Below are 23,574 nucleotides of genomic sequence, written 5' to 3'. Positions count from 1 at the left end.
TCTTTTTTTATATGAATTGAGATCTCACTCACAGTGGATTGTGTTGAAAAAGTCATCACGCCAAGCGTGGGAATTATCTTAACGTTTTGTTTTATTTTGGGTTTGTAAGTCAGGGTGATGCCCTTCACAATTATCGTGATTCTCACAATCGCTTGGTATACACTAACCCCGCTTAATAATTTTGTAGCACGGATATGACACTAAGAGTCGCAATTAATGGATTTGGCCGTATCGGACGCAGTGTGCTTCGCGCCCTGTATGAAAGCGGCAAACACCACCACATTCAAGTCGTGGCAGTCAACGAGTTAGCTGAGCCTGAAGCCATGGCTCATTTGCTGCAGTATGACACCAGCCATGGCCGCTTCCATAAGTCTGTCAGCCATGACCAGGAGCATCTGTTCATCGGCGGGGCGGATAATCAGGATCAAATCCGGATCCTGCACCAAAGCGACATCCACTTGCTGCCTTGGAAAGACTTAGCCATTGATATCGTGCTGGACTGTACCGGCATCTTTGGCTCCCGAAGCGACGGCGAAGCCCATATCAAAGCTGGCGCGAGAAAAGTCCTGTTTTCCCACCCTGCTGCAAACGACATCGACAATACAATCATATACGGTGTTAACCACCAGACCCTGACCGCCGACGACCTGATTGTGTCCAACGGTTCCTGTACCACCAACTGTATTGTCCCGGTTATTAAAGTGCTGGATGAAGCCTTTGGCATTGAGTCCGGCACCATTACCACCATTCACTCGGCGATGAATGACCAGCAGGTCATCGACGCCTACCACACTGACTTACGTCGTACCCGAGCTGCCAGCCAGTCAATTATCCCCGTTGATACTAAACTTCATCTGGGCATCGGTCGTATCTTTCCGGAATTTTCTGACAAATTTGAAGCTATTTCTGTGCGTGTACCGACAATTAACGTCACAGCGATGGATTTAAGTGTCACCGTGAAAACAAATGTGAAAGTTAATGACGTAAATCAATCACTGGCAGAAGCGTCTCGTTGTACATTAGACGGTATTGTGGACTATACCGAAGCGCCCCTTGTCTCCATTGACTTCAACCACGATCCACACAGTGCGATCGTTGACGGGACGCAAACTCGGGTCAGTAACCAGCATTTAATCAAGTTGCTGATCTGGTGCGATAATGAATGGGGATTTGCCAACCGGATGCTTGATACCGCGTTGGCAATGCAGGCGGTTGATGACAGCCGTGCTGCCTGTAACACAACTGAGCAGTAAGAATTAGCGGGCCTGGCAGTGACGCCGGGCCGACAAAAACTTTGACTTTAAATTAATCACTGTTGAGAGGACAAACCATGTCTGTAATCAAGATGACTGATCTGGACCTTGCAGGTAAACGCGTATTCATTCGTGCGGACCTGAACGTGCCAGTAAAAGACGGTAAAGTAACTTCAGATGCGCGTATCCTGGCATCTCTGCCAACGATCAAGCACTGCCTGGAAGCGGGTGCCAAAGTAATGGTTACTTCTCACCTGGGTCGTCCGACTGAAGGCGAATACGCTGACGAGTTCTCTCTACAACCAGTAGTGAACTACCTGAACGACGCTCTGGATTGCGAAGTGAAGCTGGTAAAAGACTACCTGGACGGCGTGGAACTGAACGCTGGTGAACTGGTTGTTCTGGAAAACGTTCGCTTTAACAAAGGCGAAAAGAAAAACGAAGAAGAACTGTCTAAGAAATACGCCGCACTGTGTGACGTATTCGTGATGGATGCATTCGGTACAGCTCACCGCGCACAAGCGTCTACTCACGGTGTAGGTATGCACGCACCGGTTGCTTGTGCGGGTCCTCTGCTGGCTAACGAACTGGAAGCGCTGGGTAAAGCGATGGACAAACCGGCTCGTCCGATGGTCGCTATCGTTGGTGGTTCTAAAGTTTCGACTAAACTGACAGTACTTGAGTCACTGTCTAAAATTGCCGACCAACTGGTTGTGGGTGGCGGTATCGCTAACACCTTTATTGCGGCGGCTGGCTACAATGTAGGTAAGTCTCTGTACGAAGCTGATCTGGTTGATACAGCGAAGAAACTGATGGATGAGTGCGCAATTCCGGTTGCTACTGACGTGGCATGTGCAAAAGCCTTCGACGAGAATGCGGAAGCAGAAATCAAACACGTTTCTGAAGTACAAGACGACGACATGATCTTCGACCTAGGCCCTGAATCAACAGAAGCGCTGGCGAAAATCCTGAAAGACGCGAAAACTATCCTGTGGAATGGTCCGGTTGGCGTTTTCGAGTTCAAGAATTTCGAAGCGGGTACGAAAGGCATCTCTGAAGCGATTGCTGCGTCTGACGGTTTCTCTGTTGCAGGTGGCGGTGATACGCTGGCTGCCATCGACAAATTCGGCATCAAAGCTGACGTATCTTACATCTCTACTGGTGGTGGTGCGTTCCTTGAGTTCGTTGAAGGCAAAAAACTACCAGCAGTTGCTATGCTGGAAGAGCGTGCTAAAGCTTAATCAAACAGGGCGGGAGCGTATGGCTCCCGCGCTTTAATTGTTTGTTAACAAGGTGCCGTTTTTGTAGAATACGGCGGTAGCAAACGATTGCAAAGATTTCCATTTATACAGACAACAAGGCAAATAGGACTATTGTTATGTCTAAGATCTTCGATTTCGTAAAACCTGGTGTGATTTCTGGCGACGACGTACAGAAAGTATTTGAAGTTGCAAAAGAAAACCAGTTTGCACTTCCAGCGGTAAACGTAGTTAACACTGACTCTATCAACGCTGTACTGGAAGCGGCTGCGAACGTTAAAGCTCCAGTTATCGTTCAGTTCTCTAACGGCGGTGCTGCATTCTTCGCTGGTAAAGGTCTGAAACTAGAAGGTCAGGAAGCACAAATCAAAGGTGCGGTTGCTGGCGCGAAATACGTACACGCTATCGCTGAATCTTACGGTGTGCCTGTTATTCTGCACACTGACCACGCAGCGAAGAAACTGCTGCCATGGATCGACGGTCTGCTGGATGCGGGTGAAGAGTACTTCGCTCAAACTGGTAAGCCTCTGTTCTCTTCTCACATGATCGACCTGTCTGAAGAGTCTCTGGAAGAAAACATCGAAATCTGTGCGAAGTACCTTGAGCGCATGGCGAAGATGAACATGACTCTGGAAATCGAACTGGGTTGTACTGGTGGTGAAGAAGACGGCGTAGACAACTCTGACATGGATCAGTCTGAGCTGTACACTTCTCCAGAAGACGTTGCTTACGCTTACGAAAAACTGAGCGCAATCAGCCACCGTTTCACTATCGCAGCATCTTTCGGTAACGTACACGGCGTTTACAAACCAGGTAACGTTGTTCTGACTCCGACCATCCTGCGTGACTCTCAAGCTTACTGCTCTGAGAAATTCGGTCTGCCAACTAACACGCTGAACTTCGTATTCCACGGTGGTTCAGGCTCTACACTGGAAGAAATTCGTGAGTCTATCTCTTACGGTGTAATCAAAATGAACATCGATACTGATACTCAGTGGGCAACTTGGGACGGCGTTCGTAAATACGAAGCGGATAACCACGATTACCTGCAAGGTCAAATCGGTAACCCAACAGGTGAAGACGCGCCGAACAAGAAATACTACGACCCACGCGTATGGCTGCGTGCTGGTCAGGCTTCTATGGTTAAGCGTCTGGAGCAAGCGTTCTCTGACCTGAACGCGATCGACGTACTGTAATCTGTCGTTCTTTCTCCAAAGATTTAAAAAGCCCGCAATCGCGGGCTTTTTTATATCGTCAAAAAAATGACGTGATCTATGTCATATTTTTGTTGGTCTTTTTTGCACCCGCAGGTATTATCGCGGCACGGCGATACTTGGGAATGACTAACCAATTCAATGAAATCACTGTTATAGTGGTAGTTGCATAAGTCATTTATCTGAGTACTGCACGATAATAATTATGCTCCCGGACGATGTGGTATCGCAACGGGAACCACGTAGATAACCTATTTAGCAGAGTAAGATACGTATGAGTGAAAGTGTCGCAAATAGTGTCGTAGAGACGATTACGGATAACGATTTAACTAATGGTGTGCTGAATGCTGGTACATGGATTTCTGATAACCAGGATTTGCTGATTCAGTATGGGGTTAACCTTTTATCTGCCCTGCTGATCCTGTTTATCGGTAACATTATTACTAAAACTATCGCCAATGGCGTAGCGCGCATGCTGCGTAAAAAGCAGATGGACGATGCAGTGGTGGAGTTCCTGCATTCACTGGTTCGTTACCTGCTGTTTGTGATCGTACTGATTGCCGCTCTTGGCCGTGTTGGCGTTCAAACGGCGTCTGTGGTTGCTGTTATCGGTGCCGCGGGTCTGGCCGTTGGTCTGGCCCTGCAAGGTTCTCTGTCTAACTTTGCGGCTGGTGTGCTGATTGTTGCTTTCCGCCCGTTCAAATCTGGTGACTACGTAGAAGTCGGCGGTGTGGCTGGTTCGGTAGAATCCATTCAGGTGTTCTCTACGGTTCTGAAAACGCCAGACAACAAGATGGTTGTGGTTCCTAACGCATCGGTGATCGGTGGCCCAATCACAAACTACTCACGTCATGAGACCCGCCGTATCGACTACGTGATCGGTGTGTCGTACAAGTCTGATCTGAAGAAAACCAAAGCGGTTCTGGAGCGAGTGGTTGCTGCTGAAGCGCGCGTTCTGAAAGACCCAGCGCCAACCATCGGTGTGGTAGCACTGGCTGACTCTTCCGTTAACTTCGTGGTACGTCCATGGGTGAAAACGTCTGATTACTGGGGCGTGTACTTCGACCTTTTGCAAGCGATCAAAGAAGAGCTGGACAAAGAAGGTATCGAGATCCCATTCCCACAAATGGATGTTCACCTGAACAAGATCGAAAAGTAATCACCGATTTGGTATTACTGACTGATTAAAAAAAGAAAATGGAGCCGATTGGCTCCATTTTTTATGGCGGGTGCTGTGCGGCTGAGTTATGCGCTGTGCACCTCAGGCAGCGGGATCACTGTGTTCGGCAGGGCCGCCAGCAGCGTATCAAGGTCCGCACTGGCAAAGGCGAAAGTAAACTCCGGTTTGCCCGGGGTATACATCAGCTCAGGGTGCTGATACAGCACCGGGTCGACCAGCAGGGTAATCTCTTCGGGCAAGCCGAACGGGCAGACTGCACCTGGCACACAACCTATCGCGGCAGCCATTTCATCATGGGTGCACACGGATACCCGTTTCCCCAGCGCTTGTTTGACTAGCTTACTGTCCAAGCGGCTGTCTTTATGTGTCAGGAGCAGGCTGTGGCCGCCTCCCTTCATTTTCATAAACAGACTTTTGGTGGGTGCCGCTGTCCAGCCCAGCTCATCGGCCAGTCTGGCATCTGTCTCATAATCCAGTACCGGTTCGTGTTCCCATGCCTGATAAGCAATCCCAGTATGGCGGAACAGCGCCAGGTTACTCTGGTAAATTGTGTCTACGTTTTTCCCTAAAGCTAAAATTTCCTGCTGCATAAAGACTACCCCAATGTTTTTGTCCAGAGTTCCTGGCTGAGATGGAATGCAATGAAGAACATCATACCGGCAACGGCCAGATCGATTCCGCGCTTGACCTTTGGTTGGGACAGTGTGGGCCCGAGCTTGGCAGCGCCGATGGAAAGGGTATAGAACCAGACGAAAGATGCCATGATCGTACCCAGGGCAAACGCGATTCTGTCATGTCCTTCAAACTGACCGCCAATCGACCCGAGAATCACCACGGTATCCAGGTACATGTGCGGGTTCAGCACTGTCACAGCCAGGGCGCCGAGAATAACGGCACGTCGACCACGCGCCAGTACCTGCGTCGAGGCTTCCTCGGCGGATGCTGAACGCAGCGCGCTGCTGAGTGACAAAGCGCCGTAAAAAGTCAGAAACAGAATACCGCCAATGGTGACACAGGTCAGCAGGGTTTCATTGCTGGACAGCAGGGCACCGCCGCCGAAAATGCCCAGGCTGATGAACAGGGTATCAAGCAGACTGCAGATCGTCGCCGTGGTCAGGTGATGGTTACGCTTTATTCCCTGATTCAGAACAAACGCGTTTTGCGCACCAATCGGGATGATCATCGAAGCGCCCAGTCCAAATCCTTGCAGTAAAACCCAGATACTCATTGTTTTGCGATTCCTGTCATTATTACAAACACCGAGTGGGCTTTGCCCACGTGATGGCGTGGTGAAAAAGATGGAGGCAGCATACAATCGCCATATAGCCTGGGTACAACTAATAATATTTATTGATTATTAGAGTTTCTAATAATAGTGGGCGCGGTGTGCTGAGCTTGAGAGTGTCAGCCTGTAGGTCTGCCGCCAAGGCTGGACCGCAATGGAGAAACTCAGTAACGCAGACACCGCGCTGAAGTCGACCACCCAGCCGGAACGACAGGAGAAAGGAATGCGGGGACTGGATTATCGCTGGATTGAAGCACTGGATGCGGTGATTGCTCAGCGCGGGTTTGAACGGGCCGCTGAGCATTTGTGCATCACCCAGTCAGCGGTCTCGCAACGGGTGAAACAGCTGGAAAAACTGATGGCTCAACCAATGCTGGTGCGGGGACAGCCCCCAAGAGCCACCCCGGCCGGTCAGAAAATGCTGGGCTTATACCGCCGGGTTCGCTTGCTGGAGCAGGAGCTGCTGCCGGCGCTGGCGACCGATGCTGACGATCAGCCGATGTCGGTTGCCATCGCCACGAATGCAGACAGTCTGGCGACCTGGCTGCTACCGGCACTGAGCCCTCTACTGAAGTCGCGTCGCATTGAGCTGAATTTGCTGGTGGAAGATGAGGCCCGAACGCTGGATAAACTACGCAGCGGTGAAGTGGTCGGGGCGCTCAGTATGGAAAGCCGCCCGCTGCCGGGATGCGTCGCTGAGTACCTGGGGCGGGTTGACTATCTGTGCGTAGCCAGCCCTGAATTTGCCGCCCGGTATTTTGCTGCCGGGGTAAGTCGTGACAGCCTGCTGGCGGCTCCCGGCGTGACCTTTGACCAGCATGATGATATGCATGAGCAGTTCGTCCATCAGCATTTTAACCTGCCGCCGGGCAGTGTGATGAAGCATACCGTCCGTTCGTCGGAGGCCTTTGTACGGCTGGCGCTGGAAGGGATTGCGTTCTGCCTGATCCCCCGAGTGCAGATAGAGCAGGAGCTGGCGCAGGGGGTGTTGGTAAACCTGACCCCCGAGATAATGCTCAGTCGACGGATGTACTGGCATCACTGGGCACTGGAGAGTGGGGTACTGGCCGAGCTGACCCGGCAGCTGACGGAGTATGCCCGGCGTATACTGCCGCAATAGCGGCTGTGCAGGACGATCGTTAGTGATAAATAAAACAATGTACAAAAAAATTCACTCGAATGGGAATTTTTTGTGGTGACGTGTTGTCGAAAGGATATATTTCGTAAAACGAACAGGAAATCACGATGAAAAAACCACTAGTTGCTGCAATGCTGGGTATGAGTTTGATGGGGATGAGCGGCGTGGCATCTGCCAACGTTTCGGTTCCTCACCTACAAACCACCGGTCACGGTGAAGTGACGGCACAGCCGGATATGGCCGTTTTTTCTGTCGCGGTGGAAGAGCTGCGTCCGACAGCTAAAGCAGCCAAAGAGGCCGTAGATAAAGCGGTAACCGCATTTGTGGATCGCCTGCTGAAAGAAGGTCTGGATCGCAGCCAGATCCAGAGCGCCAATATTAATCTGCAGCCGCAGTACCATTATCCGAAAGACCAAGAGCCAGAACTGAAAGGCTACCGTGCCAGCCGTTACATCACGGTCACCGTGAACTCACTGGATAAGCTGAATACCTATCTCGACAATGCGTTGGGCGACGGCATCAATCGCATCAATAATATCGAGCTGAAAGTCAGCAATGAAAAAGAGTATCAAGATCAGGCGCGTCAGGCTGCGGTGAAAGATGCGATGGAAAAAGCCAAGTCTCTGGCTGATGGATTTGGCGAGAAGCTGGATGGCGTTTGGCAGATTAACTACCAGACCAGCTACCCGCGTCCAGTGATGATGCGCATGGCGATGGATGCTCCGGCAATGGAAAAATCCATGGGCTATCAGGATACTCAGATCGTGATCCGCGATCAGGTGGATGTCACCTTTAAGCTTCAGGATTAATTACGTTGCTGACATGCTGCTAAAGCGGGGCTGAAATGCAAAACACGGAGTGATGGCTGACGGACTCTGCGTCGTCAGGTAACAGAATCAAAAAGCGAGAGGCTGGCCTCTCGCTTTTTTGTTTCAATCGCTTGTCGGACGGGGCTGGTTGTCGCGTTTATCCCCGTCACGCAACTCAGTCTCAGTGACTTAGTGCAGGATACGGGCGCGGATTGTGCCGTCGATCGCTTTCAGTTTCGTCAAGGCTTCTTCTGCGCGCTCGGTTTCGACATCAATTACCACGTAGCCGATTTCCGGCCCGGTTTGCAGGTACTGCGCGGCAATGTTGATGCCGTCTGAAGCAAAGATCGTCGTGATCTGGTTCAGGATACCCGGACGGTTTTCGTGAATGTGCAGCAGGCGCGAGCAGTTGCGGTGTTCAGGCAGCGATACTTCCGGGAAGCCAACGGCCGACAGGGTCGAACCATTGTCTGAGTATTTCGCCATCTTACCGGCAACTTCGATACCGATATTGGCCTGGGCTTCCTGAGTGGAACCGCCGATGTGCGGCGTCAGCAGTACGTTGTCAAATTTGCTCAGTGGCGTTTCGAACGGATCGTTGTTGGTCTTCGGCTCTACCGGGAAGACGTCGATCGCCGCACCAGCCAGGTGGCTGCTTTCCAGCGCAGAGCACAGCGCGTCGATGTCGACAACGGTGCCGCGAGCAGCATTGATAAAGATTGAGCCCGGCTTCATCAGTGCAAATTCTTCCGGCCCCATCATATTTTGAGTATCGTGCGTTTCCGGCACATGCAGGCTGATCACGTCACACATGTTCAGCAGTTCAGTACGGGACGCCACCTGTGTTGCATTACCCAGCGACAGCTTGTTTTCGATGTCGTAGTAGTACACGTGCATACCCAGGTTCTCCGCCAGAATACCCAGCTGTGTACCGATGTGGCCGTAGCCGATAATACCCAGGCGCTTACCACGTGCTTCGTAAGAGTTATCCGCTGATTTCAGCCACTCACCACGGTGAGCTTTGGCATTTTTCTCCGGCACGCCGCGTAGCAGTAGCAAAATTTCACCCAGTACCAGTTCTGCGACACTACGGGTATTAGAGAACGGTGCGTTAAAGACCGGAATACCGCGCTTGGTCGCTGCATCCAGATCTACTTGGTTGGTTCCGATACAGAAACAGCCTACCGCGGTCAGTTTCTTCGCCGCTTCGAAAACTTCGTCAGTCAGCTGAGTGCGGGATCGGATCCCGATAAAGTGAACGTCTTCAATGGCAGTCAGCAGTTCCTCTCCGGAGAGGGAGCCTTTGTGGTACTCGATGTTGGTGTAGCCAGCCTGCTGCAACACTTCGATTGCTGAAGGGTGGATGCCTTCGAGCAGCAGAATTTTTATCTTTTCTTTATCCAGTGAAACTTTTGCCATTGATACTCATCCTTAACAACACTTGGGGCGAAGGGAGGGGCTCATGGGAGCGAGGCAGAGGCAGGAAAAGGAAGGAACAGATTTCCTGTATGCGGGCCATCCATGAGCGCCACAAATTACAATTGCTTACATGCAGGCTTTTACGTTACCAAAAAATGCGCAGGAAGGGTAAGAATATTACAGGATTGATAAGAAAAAACGGCATATATTATGCCGTTTTGAAACTCAATAACGAGATGAAAGCCAAATCGCTTATTTTTCGAAAGTTTTCACGCCTTCCGGAGAACCAACCAGCAGGACATCAGCGCCGCGGTGCGCAAACAGACCGACCGTAACGACACCCGGCAGGGCGTTAATTTGGTCTTCCAGCGTTTTCGGGTTAGTGATCTGCATGTTGTGCACATCCAGAATGATGTTGCCGTTGTCGGTAACACAACCTTCACGGTATACCGGATCGCCGCCCAGCTTCACCAGCTCACGGCCAATGAAAGAACGGGCCATCGGAATCACTTCAACCGGCAGCGGGAACTGGCCCAGCACATCGACCTGCTTAGTGTCATCGACAATACAGATGAACTTCTTGGCAATCGCGGCAACAATTTTTTCACGGGTCAGAGCGGCACCGCCACCTTTGATCATGTCGAACTCGCCGTTGATTTCATCTGCGCCGTCAACATATACGTCCAGGCTGGACACTTCGTTGGCATCGAAGACAGGAATCCCGATTTTTTCCAAACGCTCTGTCGAAGCGACGGAGCTGGATACTGCGCCCTGAATTTCTTCTTTACGGGTCGCTAACGCATCGATGAAGTGATTAACTGTCGAACCGGTGCCGACACCCACGATACTGCCTTTTTTGACATATTCCAGAGCAGCCCAGCCGGCAGCTTTTTTCATTTCATCTTGTGTCATGCTTTTCTCCTAATGATGACAAACGTTGCGCGGAGCGACGATTATAGCCAAATGATGGCCTGCCGTCAGTCCTTATCTCCCAAGCGATATGCTGTGTTATTCGCCGAAAAAAGATAATTCTTTTAATAACATAGATTTAAATTTTGACCAGGGGCCGTCTGTCCCACAATGAGGAGCCAATCGTTTGCCTGATGCGGCGTGAGCGGACAGTGATAGTTGCCAGGTACTACCAATGAAAATGGTAAGAGGGGGTGATGATCTCCGGCAACGGCACGTCCCAGGCCTCAACGGGCAGGGTGTCGACCTGCTGGCAGTCGTGGGCAAGGCCTATCGGGCGGGGCCCTTGGCGCTCCTGGTGCCAGCGGTTTAAGGTGCGGTCGTAGTAGCCGCCGCCCATGCCCAGACGCTGGCCGGTGTTGTCAAACGCGACCAGCGGGGTCGCAATCACATCCAGTTCGGTAATCGGCTTCACCAAGCGAATATCCAGCATCGGCTCTCGGATCTGGTAGCGGTTCGCGGTCATTCGGGTGTCCGGGGTGTAGTGCAAAAACAGCAGATTGCCTTTGCTGAAGGGGTGCAGGACCGGCAGGTACACCGATTTTCCCTGATGCCAGAGCCAGTCAATGACCGGTTGGGTATCGAGTTCGCCGTCGTTGGCCAGATAGAGGGCAATGTGCTGCGCGTGGAGCAGGGTGGCAGACTGCTGACAATGCTCAAGTAAATCTTGTGCGGCTAGTTGCTGCTGGTCGGGAGTAAGTGCCCGGCGATGTTGGCGAATAATCTGGCGAATGTGCTGACGGGTAGCATCCGGGTGAATTGCTGATCGCATAGGTCATCCATTGACGTTGTTGGAGAGCGATCGTTAAGAGTGACAGAAAGTGACTCGCGACGCTCGTCACAAAATGTGGAGGTACCCCAAGGTGCCGTTGCGAATTGTGGCCCTTGAACCAGATGTTCAAGGTGGATCAGCAACATTAACCGTAGGCTTCTCGGTACATGCCGAGCATGCTCAATAGCTAATAAAAGCAGATCCTGGTTTTTTGCTTATCGGCTCGGGGACGTTAATCCGCTGACGCACACCCCAGGGTCAATTCATTATCAACGCTCAGGCTGATATTGCAATGCTTTCTCCAACAAATCTTCCATCTCGTTGATTCTGTTGGTTAGTTTTTCTTCATTGCGCTGCTGTTCATGGCGTTCGTTATGCAGTTCGTTACAGACATTCAGGCCGGTAAACATCAGCAGCTGCTCAAGATTGCTGATTTTCGTTCGCTCAGACAGATCATGCAGGCGCTGATCAAAGTCGGCGGCCGAAGCACGCAGCGCATCTTCTTGCCCGGAAGGACAATTAACTTTAAAGACACGACCATAAACCTTAATTTCTACTGCCTGGTTACTCATAACCTTTTCATCTGCTCCGTGCCAGTCATAAACATGGCATTCCGCTTGCGATACACGTGTGGGCTCAATATAGAAAAAGCCCGAGAAACATGCAAGTTGGCGCATCACGCTTTGCCCTGAAAGGTGATTAACTAATCAGATCTTAACCAGATTGGGGCAATCCTGTCCCAGAGGCGGGAAATGCCGAGTGACTGCGCTTTCGTATAAGTGGTAGCATACCACAATTAAGATTGACACCCATGACATGAAGGCGAACAACGCATGAGCGAAGTAAAATTGCCCACCTATGAATCCCTTGAGCCAATGCTGAAAGAGCATGGGCTGACCGCCACCCCGGCCGAACTTCACGGTCTGCTGAGTGGGATGATCTGCGGCGGTCTCGAGCTGGACGGCGAACAATGGCTGGCTCCGGTGTGCGATTATGCCAATCAGGGCGAACCGCTGACCGATGGCGCGAAAACGCTGGTGCGTGCGGTGTACGATGCTGCGGCTCATGAACTGAGTGGCTTACTCAATACTCTGTTTACCTCAACAGGCGCAGAGCTGAACGAGGTCGAACTCACTGTGTCGCTGTTGCTGCCGGAGCAGGACGGCGATCTGATGCTGCGTGCCGAAGCCCTGAGTGAGTGGGTGACGAATTTTATTTCCGGCCTGGGATTGATGGGGCTGGATAAGAAAGCCTTATCGGAAGATGTGACCGAAGCAATTGAAGCGCTGGAAGAAATTGCCAAGCTCGGGATTGATGATACGGAAGATATGGATGAGCAGGCGATGCTGTTCGATAACATTGCGGCATATGTGCCGGAGTGTGTGATGGTGTGCCTGATTGGCCTCAGCCAGCGCCGCGATGCGAGCGAGGCGGGCAGTGATGAGCCGGTGAATGGCGACCTGGCTGATGATGCCGCATCAGCGCAAAAACCGACCTTGCACTGAGGGGCGGGGCAGTAACATAAGGGACAGGATGTGAAGCAGTACGATGTCGTCATTGCGGGCGGTGCGATGGCCGGGGCAACCCTGGCCATTGCGCTGCACAAGCTGACCGCCGGTCAGCTCCGTGTCGCGGTGGTTGAAGCCGTGGCGCCAAATCTGGTGGATCACCCGGGTTATGATGCCCGAAGTATCGCCCTTTCTCAGGGGTCAGCGAACCTCCTTGAAAAGATCGGCTGCTGGGACACGCTGGCACCGGTGGCCACCCCGATCGAGCATATTCATGTGTCGGATCGCGGCCATGCCGGACTGGTTCGGATCGATCGGCGGGATATCGCCGTGGATGCGCTGGGCTATGTGATTGAACTGGCTGATGCCGGGCGGGTGTTTCACCATCAGCTGGCTGACCTGACAAACGTGGACTTGCTTTGCCCAGCCATGATCACCGGCATTACCCGTCATCAGGATGCAGTGGATCTGGTGCTTGATAATGGCGACAGCCTGCAGGCCAAACTGCTGGTGGCGGCGGATGGCGCGTTGTCCGGTTGTTGCGAGATGCTCAATATCGGTCGCAGCGAGTATGATTTTGACCAGATTGCGGTGATTGCCAACATCACCACTGCCGAACCGCATCAGGGGCGGGCGTTTGAGCGCTTCACCCCACAAGGACCATTGGCCCTGCTGCCGATGACCGAAGGACGCAGTTCACTAGTGTGGTGTATCCGCCCGGAAGCCCGTGACGAAGTGATGGGCTGGGATGACGAGACTTTTCTGGCACAGCTGCAACAGGCCTTTGGCTGGCGTTTGGGCGAGCTGGTGAAAACCGGTCGCCGCAGTGCCTATCCGTTGCTGCTTCGCCAGTCTGAGCGCCTGACATCACACCGGGTGGCCGTGGTGGGCAATGCCGCGCAAACCTTGCACCCTATCGCGGGACAGGGTTTTAACCTCGGCCTGCGTGATGTCATGAGCCTGGCCGAAGAAATCGCAACGGGTGTGGCTGCCGGTGAGGATGCCGGGAGCGCAGCCGTTCTCAGCCGTTATCGTCAGCGCCGGGAGGCAGATCGTGATGCCACGGTGGCTATGACCACAGGGCTGGTCGGGCTGTTTGCCAATGATAGTTTTCCTCTTGTGGCCGGTCGCAATGTCGGCCTGATGGCCATGGGAGCGATGGATGTAGTGAAAGGCCCGCTGGTTCGCCGGGCAATGGGACAGGTAGAAAGATAACCATGATGCAGAGTGTGGATGTTGCCATTATCGGCGGCGGAATGGTCGGGCTGACGCTGGCGGCGGCCCTGGCTGAGACAGAATTACGAGTCGCTGTCATTGAAGGGCATCAGCCTGAACCGGAACTGTCGGCCCTGCCGGACGTGCGGGTCTCTGCGCTCAGTCGGGCGAGTGAGCGAATTCTGCGTCGTCTGGGAGCCTGGGAAGGCATCGCCGGACGCCGGATGGCGGCATATGACAAAATGCAGGTCTGGGAGCAGGACAGCTTTGCCCGTATCTCGTTTGACGCTGCCCGTCTGGCACAGCCTAACCTGGGACACATCGTGGAGAACCGGGTGATTCAGCTCGCTTTGCTGGAGCGGGTGAAACAATTACCTATGGTCAGTCTGATGATGCCGGAGCGCTGTCAAAGCATCGCGTTTGGGGAAACCGAAGCATGGCTGACGTTGGCTTCGGGCAAACACCTGACGGCCAAACTGGTGGTCGGGGCTGACGGCGCTAATTCCTGGTTGCGCCAGCAACTGGATATTCCTCTGACTCACTGGGATTACGGACACAGTGCCATTGTGGCCAATATACGCTGTGAAGAACCGCATCAGCAGACCGCGCGACAGATTTTCCGCCCGCAAGGCCCGCTGGCCTTCCTGCCGCTGTCAGACAGCCATCTGTGCTCGATTGTTTGGTCAGTTGCCCCGGAAGAGGCAGAGCGCTTGTGTGCACTGTCTGACGAAGCATTCAATCGGGAGCTGACTTCGGCGTTTGACGGCCAGTTGGGGCTGTGCCGGGTTGAAGGCGAACGTCAGGCATTTCCGCTTAAAATGCGCTATGCCCGGGATTTTGTTCGTGATCGAGTGGCACTGGTCGGCGATGCCGCGCACACCATTCATCCACTGGCGGGGCAGGGCGTCAACCTTGGCCTGCTGGATGCGGCCAGTCTGGCCCAAGAGCTGAAACAGCTCTGGTTGGCGGATCAGGACATCGGCAAAAAGGCCAAGTTGCGTCCGTATGAGCGTTGGCGTAAGGCCGAGGCCGCGAAAATGATCACTGCGATGCAGGGCTTCCGCGACCTGTTTGACGGCAGCCATCCGGCCAAGAAACTGGTGCGTGATTTGGGCATGTTGCTGGCTGACAAAGCCCCGGGGCTGAAAGACGAATTTATGCGCCGGGCGCTGGGTTTATCCGGCGAGTTGCCGGAGCTGGCCAGGTATTAATCCCTCGCGGTCTCTTCTGAGATCACAAACGCCGTGAAAAAACCGCTCTATGAGCGGTTTTTTTATTGGGTTGTTTCTGTATAAAAAACCACCCGTTTTTTGTATTCCTTTTTCGGATTTTTCTCCTACAGTAAATATCAGGAAAAAATTGAGTCTATGTCACTTATTGCAGGATCTTTTTGACCGGGCACTCCTGACTCCAGGCTCATAACCTGAAATTAACGATGCTGCACGGTGCGACCGGAAGGCGACGCTTTGCAGGCTTTCATAAGGAAGTTTCGTCATGAGCTATATTCCGTCTGAACTGAAGTTTACCAATACCCATGAGTGGGTCCGCCCGGAAGGGGACGGTATTTATACCGTAGGGATCACCGATCACGCGCAGTCGCTGCTGGGTGATATGGTGTTTGTTGAGCTGCCGGAAGTGGATGCAGCGACCGAAGCCGGGGAAGACTGCGCTGTGGCAGAATCGGTGAAGGCGGCGTCGGATATCTACGCCCCGCTGACCGGCTTTGTGGTGGCGATCAATGAAGAATTAGAGGGGGCGCCTGAGCTGGTCAATAATGATCCGTACGGGGATGGCTGGCTGTTTCAGATTAAAGTGGATGACGAGAGCGAATTTGAGGATCTACTGGACTCTGACAGTTACATGGATCTGGTGGCCGACGAAGACGATTAAGCCGGTTGTCAGTATTGCTCTCCGTGGCCAGACTGTCTGGCGTTGTCATTAAAGCCCACCGGTTGCACCGAAGGTGGGCTTGTTTTGCCGACGGGAACGGCTTTGTTATCGTTGATTATTTTCCCGCATCCGCCGGATTTCACCGTTAATTTCGTTAACGGTGTCGTAGTGACGTTGCTGTGCTTTGACCGGCACCAGCAACTGGCCGTTGTCAAATTCATACCCGCCCCGGCCGTCAATGTAGATCCTTCCACTGAATAAACGACTGACGTGCTTTGCAATCATTTTAGGCACGTAGCGTTTGAACATTCGCATAATTAGCCAACCTTTCCTTATGTTTTTGACGGCCTGAAGTATAAAACAACATGCATGACGCTTTTGTGATAGCTTCAGCATAATAACAAAGTTAAATAGATCTTCATTTTGAAAATCTGTTGCATATATGGTCAGTGTTGGAGTTTTATTCTGTTTATTATCAATGGTAATTAAGTTTTCTGACAGTGGGTTGGCGGTTCCTGGTTTGCATTTCTTATAAATATTTCTGCTTTATTAGTAAGTTATCGCGAAATTTGGAAAAAGAGATGGGTATTGAGTTTATGCGCAGCAGTATCAGGCGATTACAGGATTGATAGAATTCCTATCAGATTTTTATACCGGACAGAAGAAAATGCTGAAAATGTAAAAAGGTCTGATCTCTCAACCGGTTTCCTGCGCCAGATCAAAGCTGGTTATTGGCATATGCCAATAATAATGGCGTTGATTAATGACGGAGTGCCAATGCCCAGACCTTTGAAACCCCGCCGGATCGGTTGTCGTCCGGCTTACCAGTGCTTTAAACCCAATGGCGTCCCGATGTCGGCGCTGGCCTGTTTGCCGCTGGCGGCTGATGAACTGGAAGCGCTCAAGTTAGTGGACTTGCAGGGACTGCAACAGCAGGCTGCTGCCACTGAAATGGGCATTTCCCGGCAGACCTTGGGGAACATTCTGGCCAGAGCGCGCCACAAAGTGGCCCAAGCGCTGGTACAAGGAATGGCATTAGAGCTGACTCCGTCTCATTGTGAAAAGGAATAAGCCATGTCAGTAGCAATAGCATTAACCGCTCATTCAGATGTTGCCGGCCACTTCGGTAAAGCCGCCGTTTTTGTCATTGTCGATGAGCAGAACCGGGAAGTCGCACGGCTGGAGAATCCGCAAGGGCGAGCCATGGGCTGCCGCCATAAAAAGCAGCTTCAGCAGGCCTTACTGGCGCAGGGGGTGACGACGCTGATTTTAGGCAATGTGGGACAACGCTCGCTGGCGAGGTTGCTGCAGGCCGGATTGACCGTGATCCGCGTACCGGCCCGCTCGTCGCTTGCGGCTGTGCTCAATGGTGAGGTGCCAAAAGAGACGCTGACTGAGCCGTCTCAGGGGCGTCCCTGCAAGCGGGAAAAAGGCAGTTGTGGCTGCGGTTGTGGTAAACCCAAAGGCGCAGTAACCGCTAAAATTGGTATGACAGGAGCGGCAACCATGACAGGACTGACGCGTCTGGGAGGTGTGAAGTTATGACCTATCTGCTGACTGTACTGATTTTTTTTGTGGTGATAGGGGCGATGGCGATTGGCTGGATCGTGAAGAAAAAAACGATTCAGGGGAGCTGTGGCGGCTTGGCCAACGTCGGCATCGAGAAAGAGTGCGATTGTGACTCGCCCTGCGACGAGCATAAGCTGTATCAGATTCAGGAGCCGGGCAGCCACGACAAGCCGTAGCCCAAGTCGGGGTTGAGCCTTGATTGTTAAGCGTTGATTGTTAAACGTTGAAGCCAATCTGGCTTAACGTTTTTACAGCGAAGAGCAAAGCAATAAGGCTCTGGCCACTACGCCTCGTAATTGAGTCAGTCTGGTTGTCTGAGCTCTGTGACCCGCGCTGTGATGGTCTGACGCACACACTGACGCAGCCAGGCGAGGCGCGGATGGCTGGCATTGCGCTTCAGCCATACCATATTGATGTCAAAATCGGGAATGGTGACCGGTGGCGGGCACTGGCTGAGGCTGTCATTGAACATATCCAGCCGGGCCATCAGGGTCGAGACGACACACAGCAGGTTGCGGCCGGTCAACAGGTGGCGGATCGTCAGAAAATTACTTGAGCCAACGGCAATGTGGCGCTGAAAACCTTGCTGCTGCAGTTGCTGGTCAACCTGGCTGGCCAACTGCCCATCCGGAGACACCAGCGCCTGCGGGGTCTGGATATAACGCGCTAGATCAATCGGAACTGACAACCCGGTCGCCTTGGCATCAAACAGGCACACATGATCTTCGGTATAGAGATACTGTGAGTCAAACTCTCGGGGCAGGTTGGTCATCGAGCCGATCAGCACATCGATGCCGTGGGTTTCGGCCGCTTGCTGATAATTGTTGCGATCGACGTGATAAAAGCTGAGTTGGCTGCGGGGGGCAGCCTGCTGAATGGCATCAAACAGGGCCGGTGCAAACAGCAGTTCGGCGTAATCGGTCAGGCCAATTTTGAACAGCCCGGTGTAGTGCTCGGGATCAAACGCCCCCGGCTGGAGTATTTCTGTCGTGATCAACTGCAGGATCTGATCGACCACGGGAGCCAGCTCCAGCGCTTTGGCCGTGGCGATCATCTGGTGGCCGTTTCGTTCAAACAGCGGGTCATCGAGCAGAGTGCGCAGCCGTGACAGGTTGTGGCTCATGGCCGACTGGCCAATCGACAGCTTGTTCGCGGCCTTAGTGACACTGCGGGTTTCCATCAACGCTGAGAATGCGATCAGCAGGTTGAGGTCGACACCGCGCCAGTTAATATTGCTCATGCCCGGCACTCCTAGCGGCAAATATCCGCAAACAGGGGATCGCAGAGCAGGAGCAGATCTTCGGTATCGAGTTCGATCCCGGCCATCCGGTCACCGCTACTGATATTGACCCGTTGCAGGCGGGTGATACTGTGATCAAAAATCACCGGCAGCGGTTGTTTCAACCCAATGGGGGCAACTGTCCCGATCACCAGTCCCGTGACTTTTTCGACATCCCTCGCATCAGCACAGGTCATCCGGCGGCAGCCGAACATGGCCCGGACTTTTGTCGGGTCGACCTGAGCCAGCCCCGGAACACAGGCCAGCACATGAAAGCCGCTCATATCCCTGAGCAGGATAGACTTAACCATATGGCGGGGATCAACCCCGCGCTCGCGGGCGGCTTCCTCAATGGTTTTGGCCGGCTGCTGGTGGGGCAGCAGCCGGTATGCCACCCCTTCGTGATCCAGAAAAATGGTGACGGGGGTTTGCATAACTTACGCGTTTTCTTCCAGTGAGTAAGGCAGTGGCAGTTTATGCCAGATACCCTCTTGTTCCGCCAAACGGAACTGCGTGTCTTCTTCCAGATCGTTTGGCAGGCCAACCAGGGCAATCGCGGTACCGTTATTGAACAGGTAACCCGCGATAATCGTGCCGCCTTTACGCCAGTTCTCACCCACACTGCGCTCCAGCGCATCGCCTGCCTGCGGACAGCGTGCAGCCGGGCCACTGACGATGTACATCGCACGTTTGTTGATGCCGCGGTATTTGGCGCGTGCTACGGTTTCCTGGCCTGTGTAACAGCCTTTCTTAAAGCTGATGCCGTCCAGCGCCTGCAGGTTCACTGCCTGCGGGATAAACTCCAGTTCTGTGGCGCCGTCAACCCGAGGGATCGCGGCACGAATGTCGTACAGATCCCACAGCGTATCATCACTCAGGATTGCGTCGCTGAGCTGCTCCGCAAGGGTCTGTGCCTGAGCTGGTTCCACGGCCAGTAACCAACGCTGGTCATCAACTTTGACGGCGGTACCGCCAGGGATTGGGCGCACATCACCGCTACTGCCAAACAGGCTGTCGATGCGGGCCGTTGCGTCGCTACCGGTCAGGCCGAGCAGCACATCATTACTTTCGGCAATGTCTACTTTCGAAAATACCGCGTACTTTTTCAATTCCGGCAGTTGCGTGGCCATGACGCTACGGCGCTGAACAAAGCCATAACCATCATGATGATGGAACAGACGGAAAATGGTGCGCATTTTGCCTTTGGCATCACAATGGCCGCCCAGCGTAGACTGATCCGCAGCCAGAGAGACCACATCGCAGGTAACTTGACCGTGCAGGTAAGATTTCTTGTCGTCGCCGACCAAAGTCACCAGAGCCCAGCTGGCCAGATCAACCAGTGCCAGGGCCGGCAGAGGATCGGCTGGGGCCAATGAAAGCGTGTCAAAATGTAAGGTTTCAGACCAGGTGCTCATAGGATATCCGTGATTTGCTGCACCGACGAAAACAGCCTGAAATGCGGCTTCGGCGGTGGGTGAAATTGACAAGTATAGGTGACCCCAACTGCCTGCCCGTAAGATCTTCAGACGGCCCGGGCTGGCACAGATCATTTCTGGCTATGTTAAAGACCTTATTGGCATTTGTCAGCATCAATACCTGAGGTTATTGGTCGGAATTGGTTTACTGGCTGGATGAAATGTCGCGAATGCTGCCGGAAAATTGATCCTAGCTCTCAACTTGGCGGTTTGCTTGCGCTGGCGCATAGTCGGCGGCGGGGCTGGCTGCTAGTATTGGGCGCATTGTTAACGACCGGCTAGGCGGGGGCCACACCCTGTTGTTGTGGTGCTGCAGGCCGGCTCAGAAAATCAGCTTGAGGTTGTAACATGTTGAGTGCAGATGAAAAAGCACGAGTAAAGTGGGCATGCCGCCGTGGTATGCTGGAGCTGGACGTGATCATTATGCCGTTTTTTGAAGAGTGTTTTGACGCACTTACCGAGCAGGAGCAACTGGACTTCGTTTCTCTGCTGACCTGTGATGATCCGGATCTGTTTAACTGGGTTATGCAGCACGGCCGCAGTGATAACCCGGCACATGCTGCCATGGTGGACAAGATTGTTGCCCACAACAACAGCAAGCTTCGCTGATTTTACGCTGAGACCTTCCGCGTTACTGATGACCGCACTGGCATTGTTGTATGCCAGTGCGGTTTTTCTTTTGCTGCTTTCTGCCTGGTGGCTGTCGGTGCCGCACTCACTGGTTGTGGCATGGCTGCTGTTGCTGTTTCACGAAGGGTGGCACCTGGCACTGGCACACAGTCAGGATTCTGGCCGGATACAGCTTTTTGCTGGACGTAAGCTGCATTGGCAGGGGCAAGACTGGCTGTTGGTGAATGCCAAAATCTGTACCGCCTGGATCATGGTGTTTAAGGTTCGGGGCGCGGCCGGTAGCCGCTGGCTGGTCATCGCGCCGGATCGCTGCGATTTCGAAGCCTATCGCAGCCTGGCCCTGTTCGGCCGTTATCCGGATGCGCTTGACGGCTGAGCGGCAACATCCGGAGGTTCGCGGCAGGTACTCTCCGTGCGCCGACTGTTTGGTCTTTAAGCCGTCGGCGGCGGCTTCTCATCATTTTTGCCTGCATCGTTTTTGTCTTATATCGCTTCCTGTTTAATCTGTTTCCTTTTTCGTCAGTCTTTCCTGCCTGTCTTTATTTTCAGCTGTTTTTGTCCGCCTTTCACTGCATCCTGATGGATAAATGTGCGTTCGGAGCAGGCTAAGCGAATAATCGTCGCTTGGGTGCTTCAGGATTTGCGGCGCAGGCCGACACTGGGAGCAGGCGCAATGTTGTGGACGCGTCAGACGGAGTAGAAAGGGTAACAATGAAAATAAAACATAAATTGGTCGGGTTGACAGTACTGTCAGCTGTCGCCCTGACGGCTGTGCTGTTTATGAGTTGGCTGGCCAATGAACAGGTTGTGCGTATCAACCAGTCTGTGACAACCGTCAGTGAGATGGAAGTCTCGCTGCTCAACCTGCGTCGGAACGAGAAAGATTTCCTGATGCGGATGGACACCAAATACCGTACCCGGTTTGAAGAAAATCTGGCGAATTTTCAGGTGCTGGAACAATCATTGCTGCAGGATGTGCGCGAGCTGGATCTGGCGTTGCCGGAACAGTCAACGCTGACTTCGGCGATGCAAAGCTATGCCACGGGCATGATGAACCTGATCGCGGCCTATCAGCAACTGGGGCTGAGTCATGAGCAGGGCATGCTGAAAACGTTTTTTGCTTCCGCTTCTGCGCTGGTCAATGCTGCCGGGGCCTATCCTGAACACTATGACACGGTTTTTCGCCTGACTTTGGCGGGCAAAATGCTGGTGTTGGATGCCAGCCCGCAAAATGCCGATGAATTCCAGACCCTGCTGACTCAGTTGCAGCCACGTTTGATGCCGGCAATGGGCACCGCGTTTACCCAGTATGAGATGGTTGCCCGCCGTGTTCTTGATCAGTTGCGTATGATTGGCCTCGACCATAACAGCGGACTGCGCGGAGAAATCCGCAGCCACTCCCATCAGGTCGAAAGTACCTTTGCTGGTCTGAAAACCCATTTGCGCGAAGAAGTGGTCACCGCGCAGCGGACAACCGTCACTGCGACCCTGGCAGCGGTTGTGCTGGTGGTCATTGCTTTGCTCGTGCTGTCCGGTTGGATCAGTCGTTCGATTCAGCAACGGCTGTCTTCACTGGGCGATTTGATGCGTGAAATTGCTGCCAGCCACGACCTGCGTAAAACGGCTGACACCCAAGGTAACGATGAATTGGCGGACATTGCTGCGAATTTCAACTACCTGCTGGCAAACCTGCGCAAGTTGATAGGTGAAGTGCAAACCGCGATCACGGAACTGGGCCCGGCGTCAGTGCAATTGCAGCAACGCAGTCAGGACTCGGAGCAGGCAATGCTGCAGCAACAGGGTGAAACGGACTCTGTCGCAACGGCAATCACCGAGATGGGGGTGACAATTCGTGATATCGCGGCCAACACTGAAACGGCCGCGGCCAATGCCGATAACTGCTATCGCGGAGCGGAAGCCGGGCTGGCAGAGGTCAGTGCGACCAAACAGCAAATCGGTGTGCTGTCTCAGGATTTAAGCCAGGCCAGTGACGAAGTGGCCAGCCTGTCGACCCTGTCGGATAACATCGGTTCAGTGCTGGATGTGATCAAAGCGATCGCCGAGCAGACTAACCTGCTGGCCCTGAATGCCGCGATTGAGGCGGCCCGAGCCGGTGAGCAGGGGCGGGGTTTTGCCGTGGTGGCTGATGAAGTTCGCTCGCTGGCACTGCGTACCCGCCAGTCGACGGAAGAGATCACCACTATTATTGGCTCGCTGCAAGGGCAAACGGATCAGGTGGTCGAACATATCAACCGCTGCCGTTCGCTGGGCGAAAGCAGTGTGTGTCAGGCGGACAGTGCCGAGCTGAAAATTCAGCAAATCATGGCCGATATTCAGCAGATCATGGATACCAGTACCCAGATTGCCACAGCGGTGGAGCAGCAGAGCATGGTATCGGAAGAGATTGGCCAGAACGTCACGGCGATTCGGGATATCACCAGCCTGAATTCCACGGTAGCCCATGAAAATGCCCAGGCTGCTGAGGCGGTAGCCAGTCAGGCGCACGGACTGGAAAAAGCCATCGAGGTTTACCGCGTCTAGCGGGTTCCGCACGGTTAAACGGCTATCAGGTGTGAGATCGCTGCTTGGTATGAGATAGCGGTTTGGTATGAGATAGCGATCTGGCATGAGATAGTGGTGACGGAAGCCAGAAAGTAACAACAGAGAGGGGCCTTGAGTGCCGGCCTCCCGCTGCGGATAGCAAAAAGTA

At 53.2% G+C, this 23,574-nt stretch carries 26 protein-coding genes and 1 other RNA gene; 16 read left to right on the top strand and 11 right to left on the bottom strand.

Annotation, left to right across the window (positions count from 1 at the left end):
- Positions 1-194: 194 nt before the first annotated feature.
- The 4 genes from epd (at position 195) to mscS (ending at position 4,885) form a co-directional block, all read left to right on the top strand.
- On the top strand, positions 195-1,253 hold the full coding sequence (gene epd / locus PGW97_RS13940; RefSeq protein WP_273857524.1) for an erythrose-4-phosphate dehydrogenase: 1,059 nt from the start codon (positions 195-197) through the stop codon (positions 1,251-1,253).
- A gap of 77 nt (positions 1,254-1,330) precedes the next feature.
- Entirely contained in the window at positions 1,331-2,494 is a 1,164-nt protein-coding gene (locus PGW97_RS13935) for a phosphoglycerate kinase (protein ID WP_047886825.1), read from the top strand.
- Positions 2,495-2,631: 137 nt separating this feature from the next.
- Positions 2,632-3,708: a class II fructose-bisphosphate aldolase gene (gene fbaA, locus PGW97_RS13930; RefSeq protein WP_047886826.1), complete on the top strand. Its 1,077-nt coding sequence runs from the start codon at positions 2,632-2,634 to the stop codon at positions 3,706-3,708.
- Positions 3,709-4,000: 292 nt separating this feature from the next.
- Positions 4,001-4,885, top strand: coding sequence for a small-conductance mechanosensitive channel MscS (mscS, locus tag PGW97_RS13925; protein ID WP_047886827.1), 885 nt, complete (start codon positions 4,001-4,003; stop codon positions 4,883-4,885).
- Positions 4,886-4,971: 86 nt separating this feature from the next.
- Here mscS and PGW97_RS13920 read toward each other — a convergent pair whose 3' ends face one another.
- Together PGW97_RS13920 and PGW97_RS13915 are read right to left on the bottom strand one after the other, a co-directional pair.
- Positions 4,972-5,496 (bottom strand): YbaK/EbsC family protein, encoded by a 525-nt coding sequence (locus PGW97_RS13920; protein WP_273857523.1) that lies wholly within the window; start codon positions 5,494-5,496, stop codon positions 4,972-4,974.
- A 5-nt stretch (positions 5,497-5,501) separates the two neighbouring features.
- Positions 5,502-6,134 (bottom strand): LysE/ArgO family amino acid transporter, encoded by a 633-nt coding sequence (locus PGW97_RS13915; RefSeq protein ID WP_273857522.1) that lies wholly within the window; start codon positions 6,132-6,134, stop codon positions 5,502-5,504.
- A gap of 280 nt (positions 6,135-6,414) precedes the next feature.
- Between PGW97_RS13915 and PGW97_RS13910 the strand changes: the two genes are divergently transcribed.
- Entirely contained in the window at positions 6,415-7,311 is an 897-nt protein-coding gene (locus PGW97_RS13910) for a LysR family transcriptional regulator ArgP (RefSeq protein WP_273859672.1), read from the top strand.
- Between the two features lie 125 nt (positions 7,312-7,436).
- Positions 7,437-8,138 (top strand): oxidative stress defense protein, encoded by a 702-nt coding sequence (locus PGW97_RS13905; protein WP_273857521.1) that lies wholly within the window; start codon positions 7,437-7,439, stop codon positions 8,136-8,138.
- 189 nt (positions 8,139-8,327) lie between these two features.
- On the opposite strand, the gene serA is transcribed toward PGW97_RS13905, so the two are convergent.
- The 5 genes from serA to zapA all read right to left on the bottom strand — a co-directional run bounded on the left by serA (position 8,328) and on the right by zapA (position 11,870).
- Positions 8,328-9,557, bottom strand: a complete 1,230-nt coding sequence (serA, locus tag PGW97_RS13900; protein WP_047886831.1) for a phosphoglycerate dehydrogenase — start codon at positions 9,555-9,557, stop codon at positions 8,328-8,330.
- A 252-nt stretch (positions 9,558-9,809) separates the two neighbouring features.
- A complete protein-coding gene (gene rpiA / locus PGW97_RS13895; RefSeq protein WP_273857520.1) occupies positions 9,810-10,469 on the bottom strand; it encodes a ribose-5-phosphate isomerase RpiA in 660 nt (219 codons plus the stop codon).
- 226 nt (positions 10,470-10,695) lie between these two features.
- A complete protein-coding gene (locus PGW97_RS13890) occupies positions 10,696-11,298 on the bottom strand; it encodes a 5-formyltetrahydrofolate cyclo-ligase (RefSeq protein ID WP_047886833.1) in 603 nt (200 codons plus the stop codon).
- A 79-nt stretch (positions 11,299-11,377) separates the two neighbouring features.
- Positions 11,378-11,560: non-coding RNA, 6S RNA (gene ssrS, locus PGW97_RS13885), on the bottom strand.
- 7 nt (positions 11,561-11,567) lie between these two features.
- Entirely contained in the window at positions 11,568-11,870 is a 303-nt protein-coding gene (gene zapA, locus PGW97_RS13880; protein ID WP_047886904.1) for a cell division protein ZapA, read from the bottom strand.
- A gap of 261 nt (positions 11,871-12,131) precedes the next feature.
- Here zapA and PGW97_RS13875 point away from each other — a divergent pair, with 261 nt between their 5' ends.
- The 4 genes from PGW97_RS13875 to gcvH all read left to right on the top strand — a co-directional run bounded on the left by PGW97_RS13875 (position 12,132) and on the right by gcvH (position 15,911).
- Positions 12,132-12,803 (top strand): UPF0149 family protein, encoded by a 672-nt coding sequence (locus PGW97_RS13875; RefSeq protein WP_273857519.1) that lies wholly within the window; start codon positions 12,132-12,134, stop codon positions 12,801-12,803.
- A gap of 30 nt (positions 12,804-12,833) precedes the next feature.
- Entirely contained in the window at positions 12,834-14,021 is a 1,188-nt protein-coding gene (gene ubiH, locus PGW97_RS13870; protein ID WP_273857518.1) for a 2-octaprenyl-6-methoxyphenyl hydroxylase, read from the top strand.
- 2 nt (positions 14,022-14,023) lie between these two features.
- On the top strand, positions 14,024-15,232 hold the full coding sequence (locus tag PGW97_RS13865; RefSeq protein ID WP_273857517.1) for an FAD-dependent 2-octaprenylphenol hydroxylase: 1,209 nt from the start codon (positions 14,024-14,026) through the stop codon (positions 15,230-15,232).
- 283 nt (positions 15,233-15,515) lie between these two features.
- Positions 15,516-15,911, top strand: a complete 396-nt coding sequence (gene gcvH, locus PGW97_RS13860; RefSeq protein WP_047886835.1) for a glycine cleavage system protein GcvH — start codon at positions 15,516-15,518, stop codon at positions 15,909-15,911.
- 105 nt (positions 15,912-16,016) lie between these two features.
- Here gcvH and PGW97_RS13855 read toward each other — a convergent pair whose 3' ends face one another.
- Positions 16,017-16,226, bottom strand: a complete 210-nt coding sequence (locus PGW97_RS13855) for a DUF1107 domain-containing protein (RefSeq protein WP_047886836.1) — start codon at positions 16,224-16,226, stop codon at positions 16,017-16,019.
- A 462-nt stretch (positions 16,227-16,688) separates the two neighbouring features.
- Here PGW97_RS13855 and PGW97_RS13850 point away from each other — a divergent pair, with 462 nt between their 5' ends.
- Genes PGW97_RS13850 through nqrM form a run of 3 tightly spaced genes read left to right on the top strand, consistent with a single transcriptional unit; the run spans position 16,689 to position 17,656 of the window.
- Entirely contained in the window at positions 16,689-16,982 is a 294-nt protein-coding gene (locus tag PGW97_RS13850; RefSeq protein WP_047886837.1) for a DUF134 domain-containing protein, read from the top strand.
- 3 nt (positions 16,983-16,985) lie between these two features.
- The gene (locus PGW97_RS13845) at positions 16,986-17,456 is read left to right on the top strand and encodes a NifB/NifX family molybdenum-iron cluster-binding protein (protein ID WP_273857516.1); all 471 of its coding nucleotides are present in this window, start codon (positions 16,986-16,988) and stop codon (positions 17,454-17,456) included.
- A complete protein-coding gene (nqrM, locus tag PGW97_RS13840) occupies positions 17,453-17,656 on the top strand; it encodes a (Na+)-NQR maturation NqrM (RefSeq protein WP_273857515.1) in 204 nt (67 codons plus the stop codon). The genes PGW97_RS13845 and nqrM overlap by 4 nt, the downstream gene beginning before the upstream one ends.
- Positions 17,657-17,781: 125 nt before the next feature.
- Here the strand turns inward: nqrM and PGW97_RS13835 are convergent, their stop codons facing one another.
- The 3 genes from PGW97_RS13835 to ygfZ are packed head-to-tail and all read right to left on the bottom strand — an operon-like array spanning position 17,782 to position 20,174.
- Positions 17,782-18,720: a LysR family transcriptional regulator gene (locus PGW97_RS13835; protein ID WP_217391940.1), complete on the bottom strand. Its 939-nt coding sequence runs from the start codon at positions 18,718-18,720 to the stop codon at positions 17,782-17,784.
- Positions 18,721-18,731: 11 nt separating this feature from the next.
- A complete protein-coding gene (locus tag PGW97_RS13830) occupies positions 18,732-19,193 on the bottom strand; it encodes an aminoacyl-tRNA deacylase (RefSeq protein WP_273857514.1) in 462 nt (153 codons plus the stop codon).
- 3 nt (positions 19,194-19,196) lie between these two features.
- Positions 19,197-20,174, bottom strand: a complete 978-nt coding sequence (ygfZ, locus tag PGW97_RS13825) for a tRNA-modifying protein YgfZ (protein ID WP_273857513.1) — start codon at positions 20,172-20,174, stop codon at positions 19,197-19,199.
- 408 nt (positions 20,175-20,582) lie between these two features.
- On the opposite strand from ygfZ, the gene PGW97_RS13820 reads away from it, so the two are divergent.
- From PGW97_RS13820 to PGW97_RS13810, 3 genes are all read left to right on the top strand, one after another.
- Complete coding sequence (locus PGW97_RS13820; protein ID WP_047886842.1) at positions 20,583-20,843, top strand: FAD assembly factor SdhE; 261 nt, start codon at positions 20,583-20,585, stop codon at positions 20,841-20,843.
- A complete protein-coding gene (locus PGW97_RS13815) occupies positions 20,815-21,240 on the top strand; it encodes a protein YgfX (protein ID WP_273857512.1) in 426 nt (141 codons plus the stop codon). The genes PGW97_RS13820 and PGW97_RS13815 overlap by 29 nt, the downstream gene beginning before the upstream one ends.
- Before the next feature lie 335 nt (positions 21,241-21,575).
- The gene (locus PGW97_RS13810; RefSeq protein ID WP_273857511.1) at positions 21,576-23,405 is read left to right on the top strand and encodes a methyl-accepting chemotaxis protein; all 1,830 of its coding nucleotides are present in this window, start codon (positions 21,576-21,578) and stop codon (positions 23,403-23,405) included.
- The last annotated feature ends 169 nt before the right edge of the window (positions 23,406-23,574 follow it).

It is taken from the genome of Photobacterium sp. GSS17 (genome assembly GCF_028621875.1).
Lineage (GTDB): Bacteria > Pseudomonadota > Gammaproteobacteria > Enterobacterales > Vibrionaceae > Photobacterium > Photobacterium ganghwense.
Note: the sequence above shows the minus strand (reverse complement) of the source record. Positions and strands in the feature narration are given on the sequence as shown.

Coding starts and splice junctions, on each gene's coding strand:
- mscS (WP_047886827.1), top strand. CDS start 4,001: ATGAGTGAAAGTGTCGCAAATAGTGTCGTAGAGACGATTACGGATAAC.
- PGW97_RS13865 (WP_273857517.1), top strand. CDS start 14,024: ATGATGCAGAGTGTGGATGTTGCCATTATCGGCGGCGGAATGGTCGGG.
- PGW97_RS13855 (WP_047886836.1), bottom strand. CDS start 16,226: ATGCGAATGTTCAAACGCTACGTGCCTAAAATGATTGCAAAGCACGTC.
- fbaA (WP_047886826.1), top strand. CDS start 2,632: ATGTCTAAGATCTTCGATTTCGTAAAACCTGGTGTGATTTCTGGCGAC.
- PGW97_RS13850 (WP_047886837.1), top strand. CDS start 16,689: ATGCCCAGACCTTTGAAACCCCGCCGGATCGGTTGTCGTCCGGCTTAC.
- PGW97_RS13905 (WP_273857521.1), top strand. CDS start 7,437: ATGAAAAAACCACTAGTTGCTGCAATGCTGGGTATGAGTTTGATGGGG.
- PGW97_RS13830 (WP_273857514.1), bottom strand. CDS start 19,193: ATGCAAACCCCCGTCACCATTTTTCTGGATCACGAAGGGGTGGCATAC.
- ygfZ (WP_273857513.1), bottom strand. CDS start 20,174: ATGAGCACCTGGTCTGAAACCTTACATTTTGACACGCTTTCATTGGCC.
- PGW97_RS13810 (WP_273857511.1), top strand. CDS start 21,576: ATGAAAATAAAACATAAATTGGTCGGGTTGACAGTACTGTCAGCTGTC.
- PGW97_RS13915 (WP_273857522.1), bottom strand. CDS start 6,134: ATGAGTATCTGGGTTTTACTGCAAGGATTTGGACTGGGCGCTTCGATG.
- PGW97_RS13835 (WP_217391940.1), bottom strand. CDS start 18,720: ATGAGCAATATTAACTGGCGCGGTGTCGACCTCAACCTGCTGATCGCA.
- gcvH (WP_047886835.1), top strand. CDS start 15,516: ATGAGCTATATTCCGTCTGAACTGAAGTTTACCAATACCCATGAGTGG.
- nqrM (WP_273857515.1), top strand. CDS start 17,453: ATGACCTATCTGCTGACTGTACTGATTTTTTTTGTGGTGATAGGGGCG.
- PGW97_RS13935 (WP_047886825.1), top strand. CDS start 1,331: ATGTCTGTAATCAAGATGACTGATCTGGACCTTGCAGGTAAACGCGTA.
- zapA (WP_047886904.1), bottom strand. CDS start 11,870: ATGAGTAACCAGGCAGTAGAAATTAAGGTTTATGGTCGTGTCTTTAAA.
- PGW97_RS13890 (WP_047886833.1), bottom strand. CDS start 11,298: ATGCGATCAGCAATTCACCCGGATGCTACCCGTCAGCACATTCGCCAG.
- PGW97_RS13820 (WP_047886842.1), top strand. CDS start 20,583: ATGTTGAGTGCAGATGAAAAAGCACGAGTAAAGTGGGCATGCCGCCGT.
- PGW97_RS13845 (WP_273857516.1), top strand. CDS start 16,986: ATGTCAGTAGCAATAGCATTAACCGCTCATTCAGATGTTGCCGGCCAC.
- serA (WP_047886831.1), bottom strand. CDS start 9,557: ATGGCAAAAGTTTCACTGGATAAAGAAAAGATAAAAATTCTGCTGCTC.
- epd (WP_273857524.1), top strand. CDS start 195: ATGACACTAAGAGTCGCAATTAATGGATTTGGCCGTATCGGACGCAGT.
- PGW97_RS13910 (WP_273859672.1), top strand. CDS start 6,415: ATGCGGGGACTGGATTATCGCTGGATTGAAGCACTGGATGCGGTGATT.
- PGW97_RS13920 (WP_273857523.1), bottom strand. CDS start 5,496: ATGCAGCAGGAAATTTTAGCTTTAGGGAAAAACGTAGACACAATTTAC.
- rpiA (WP_273857520.1), bottom strand. CDS start 10,469: ATGACACAAGATGAAATGAAAAAAGCTGCCGGCTGGGCTGCTCTGGAA.
- PGW97_RS13875 (WP_273857519.1), top strand. CDS start 12,132: ATGAGCGAAGTAAAATTGCCCACCTATGAATCCCTTGAGCCAATGCTG.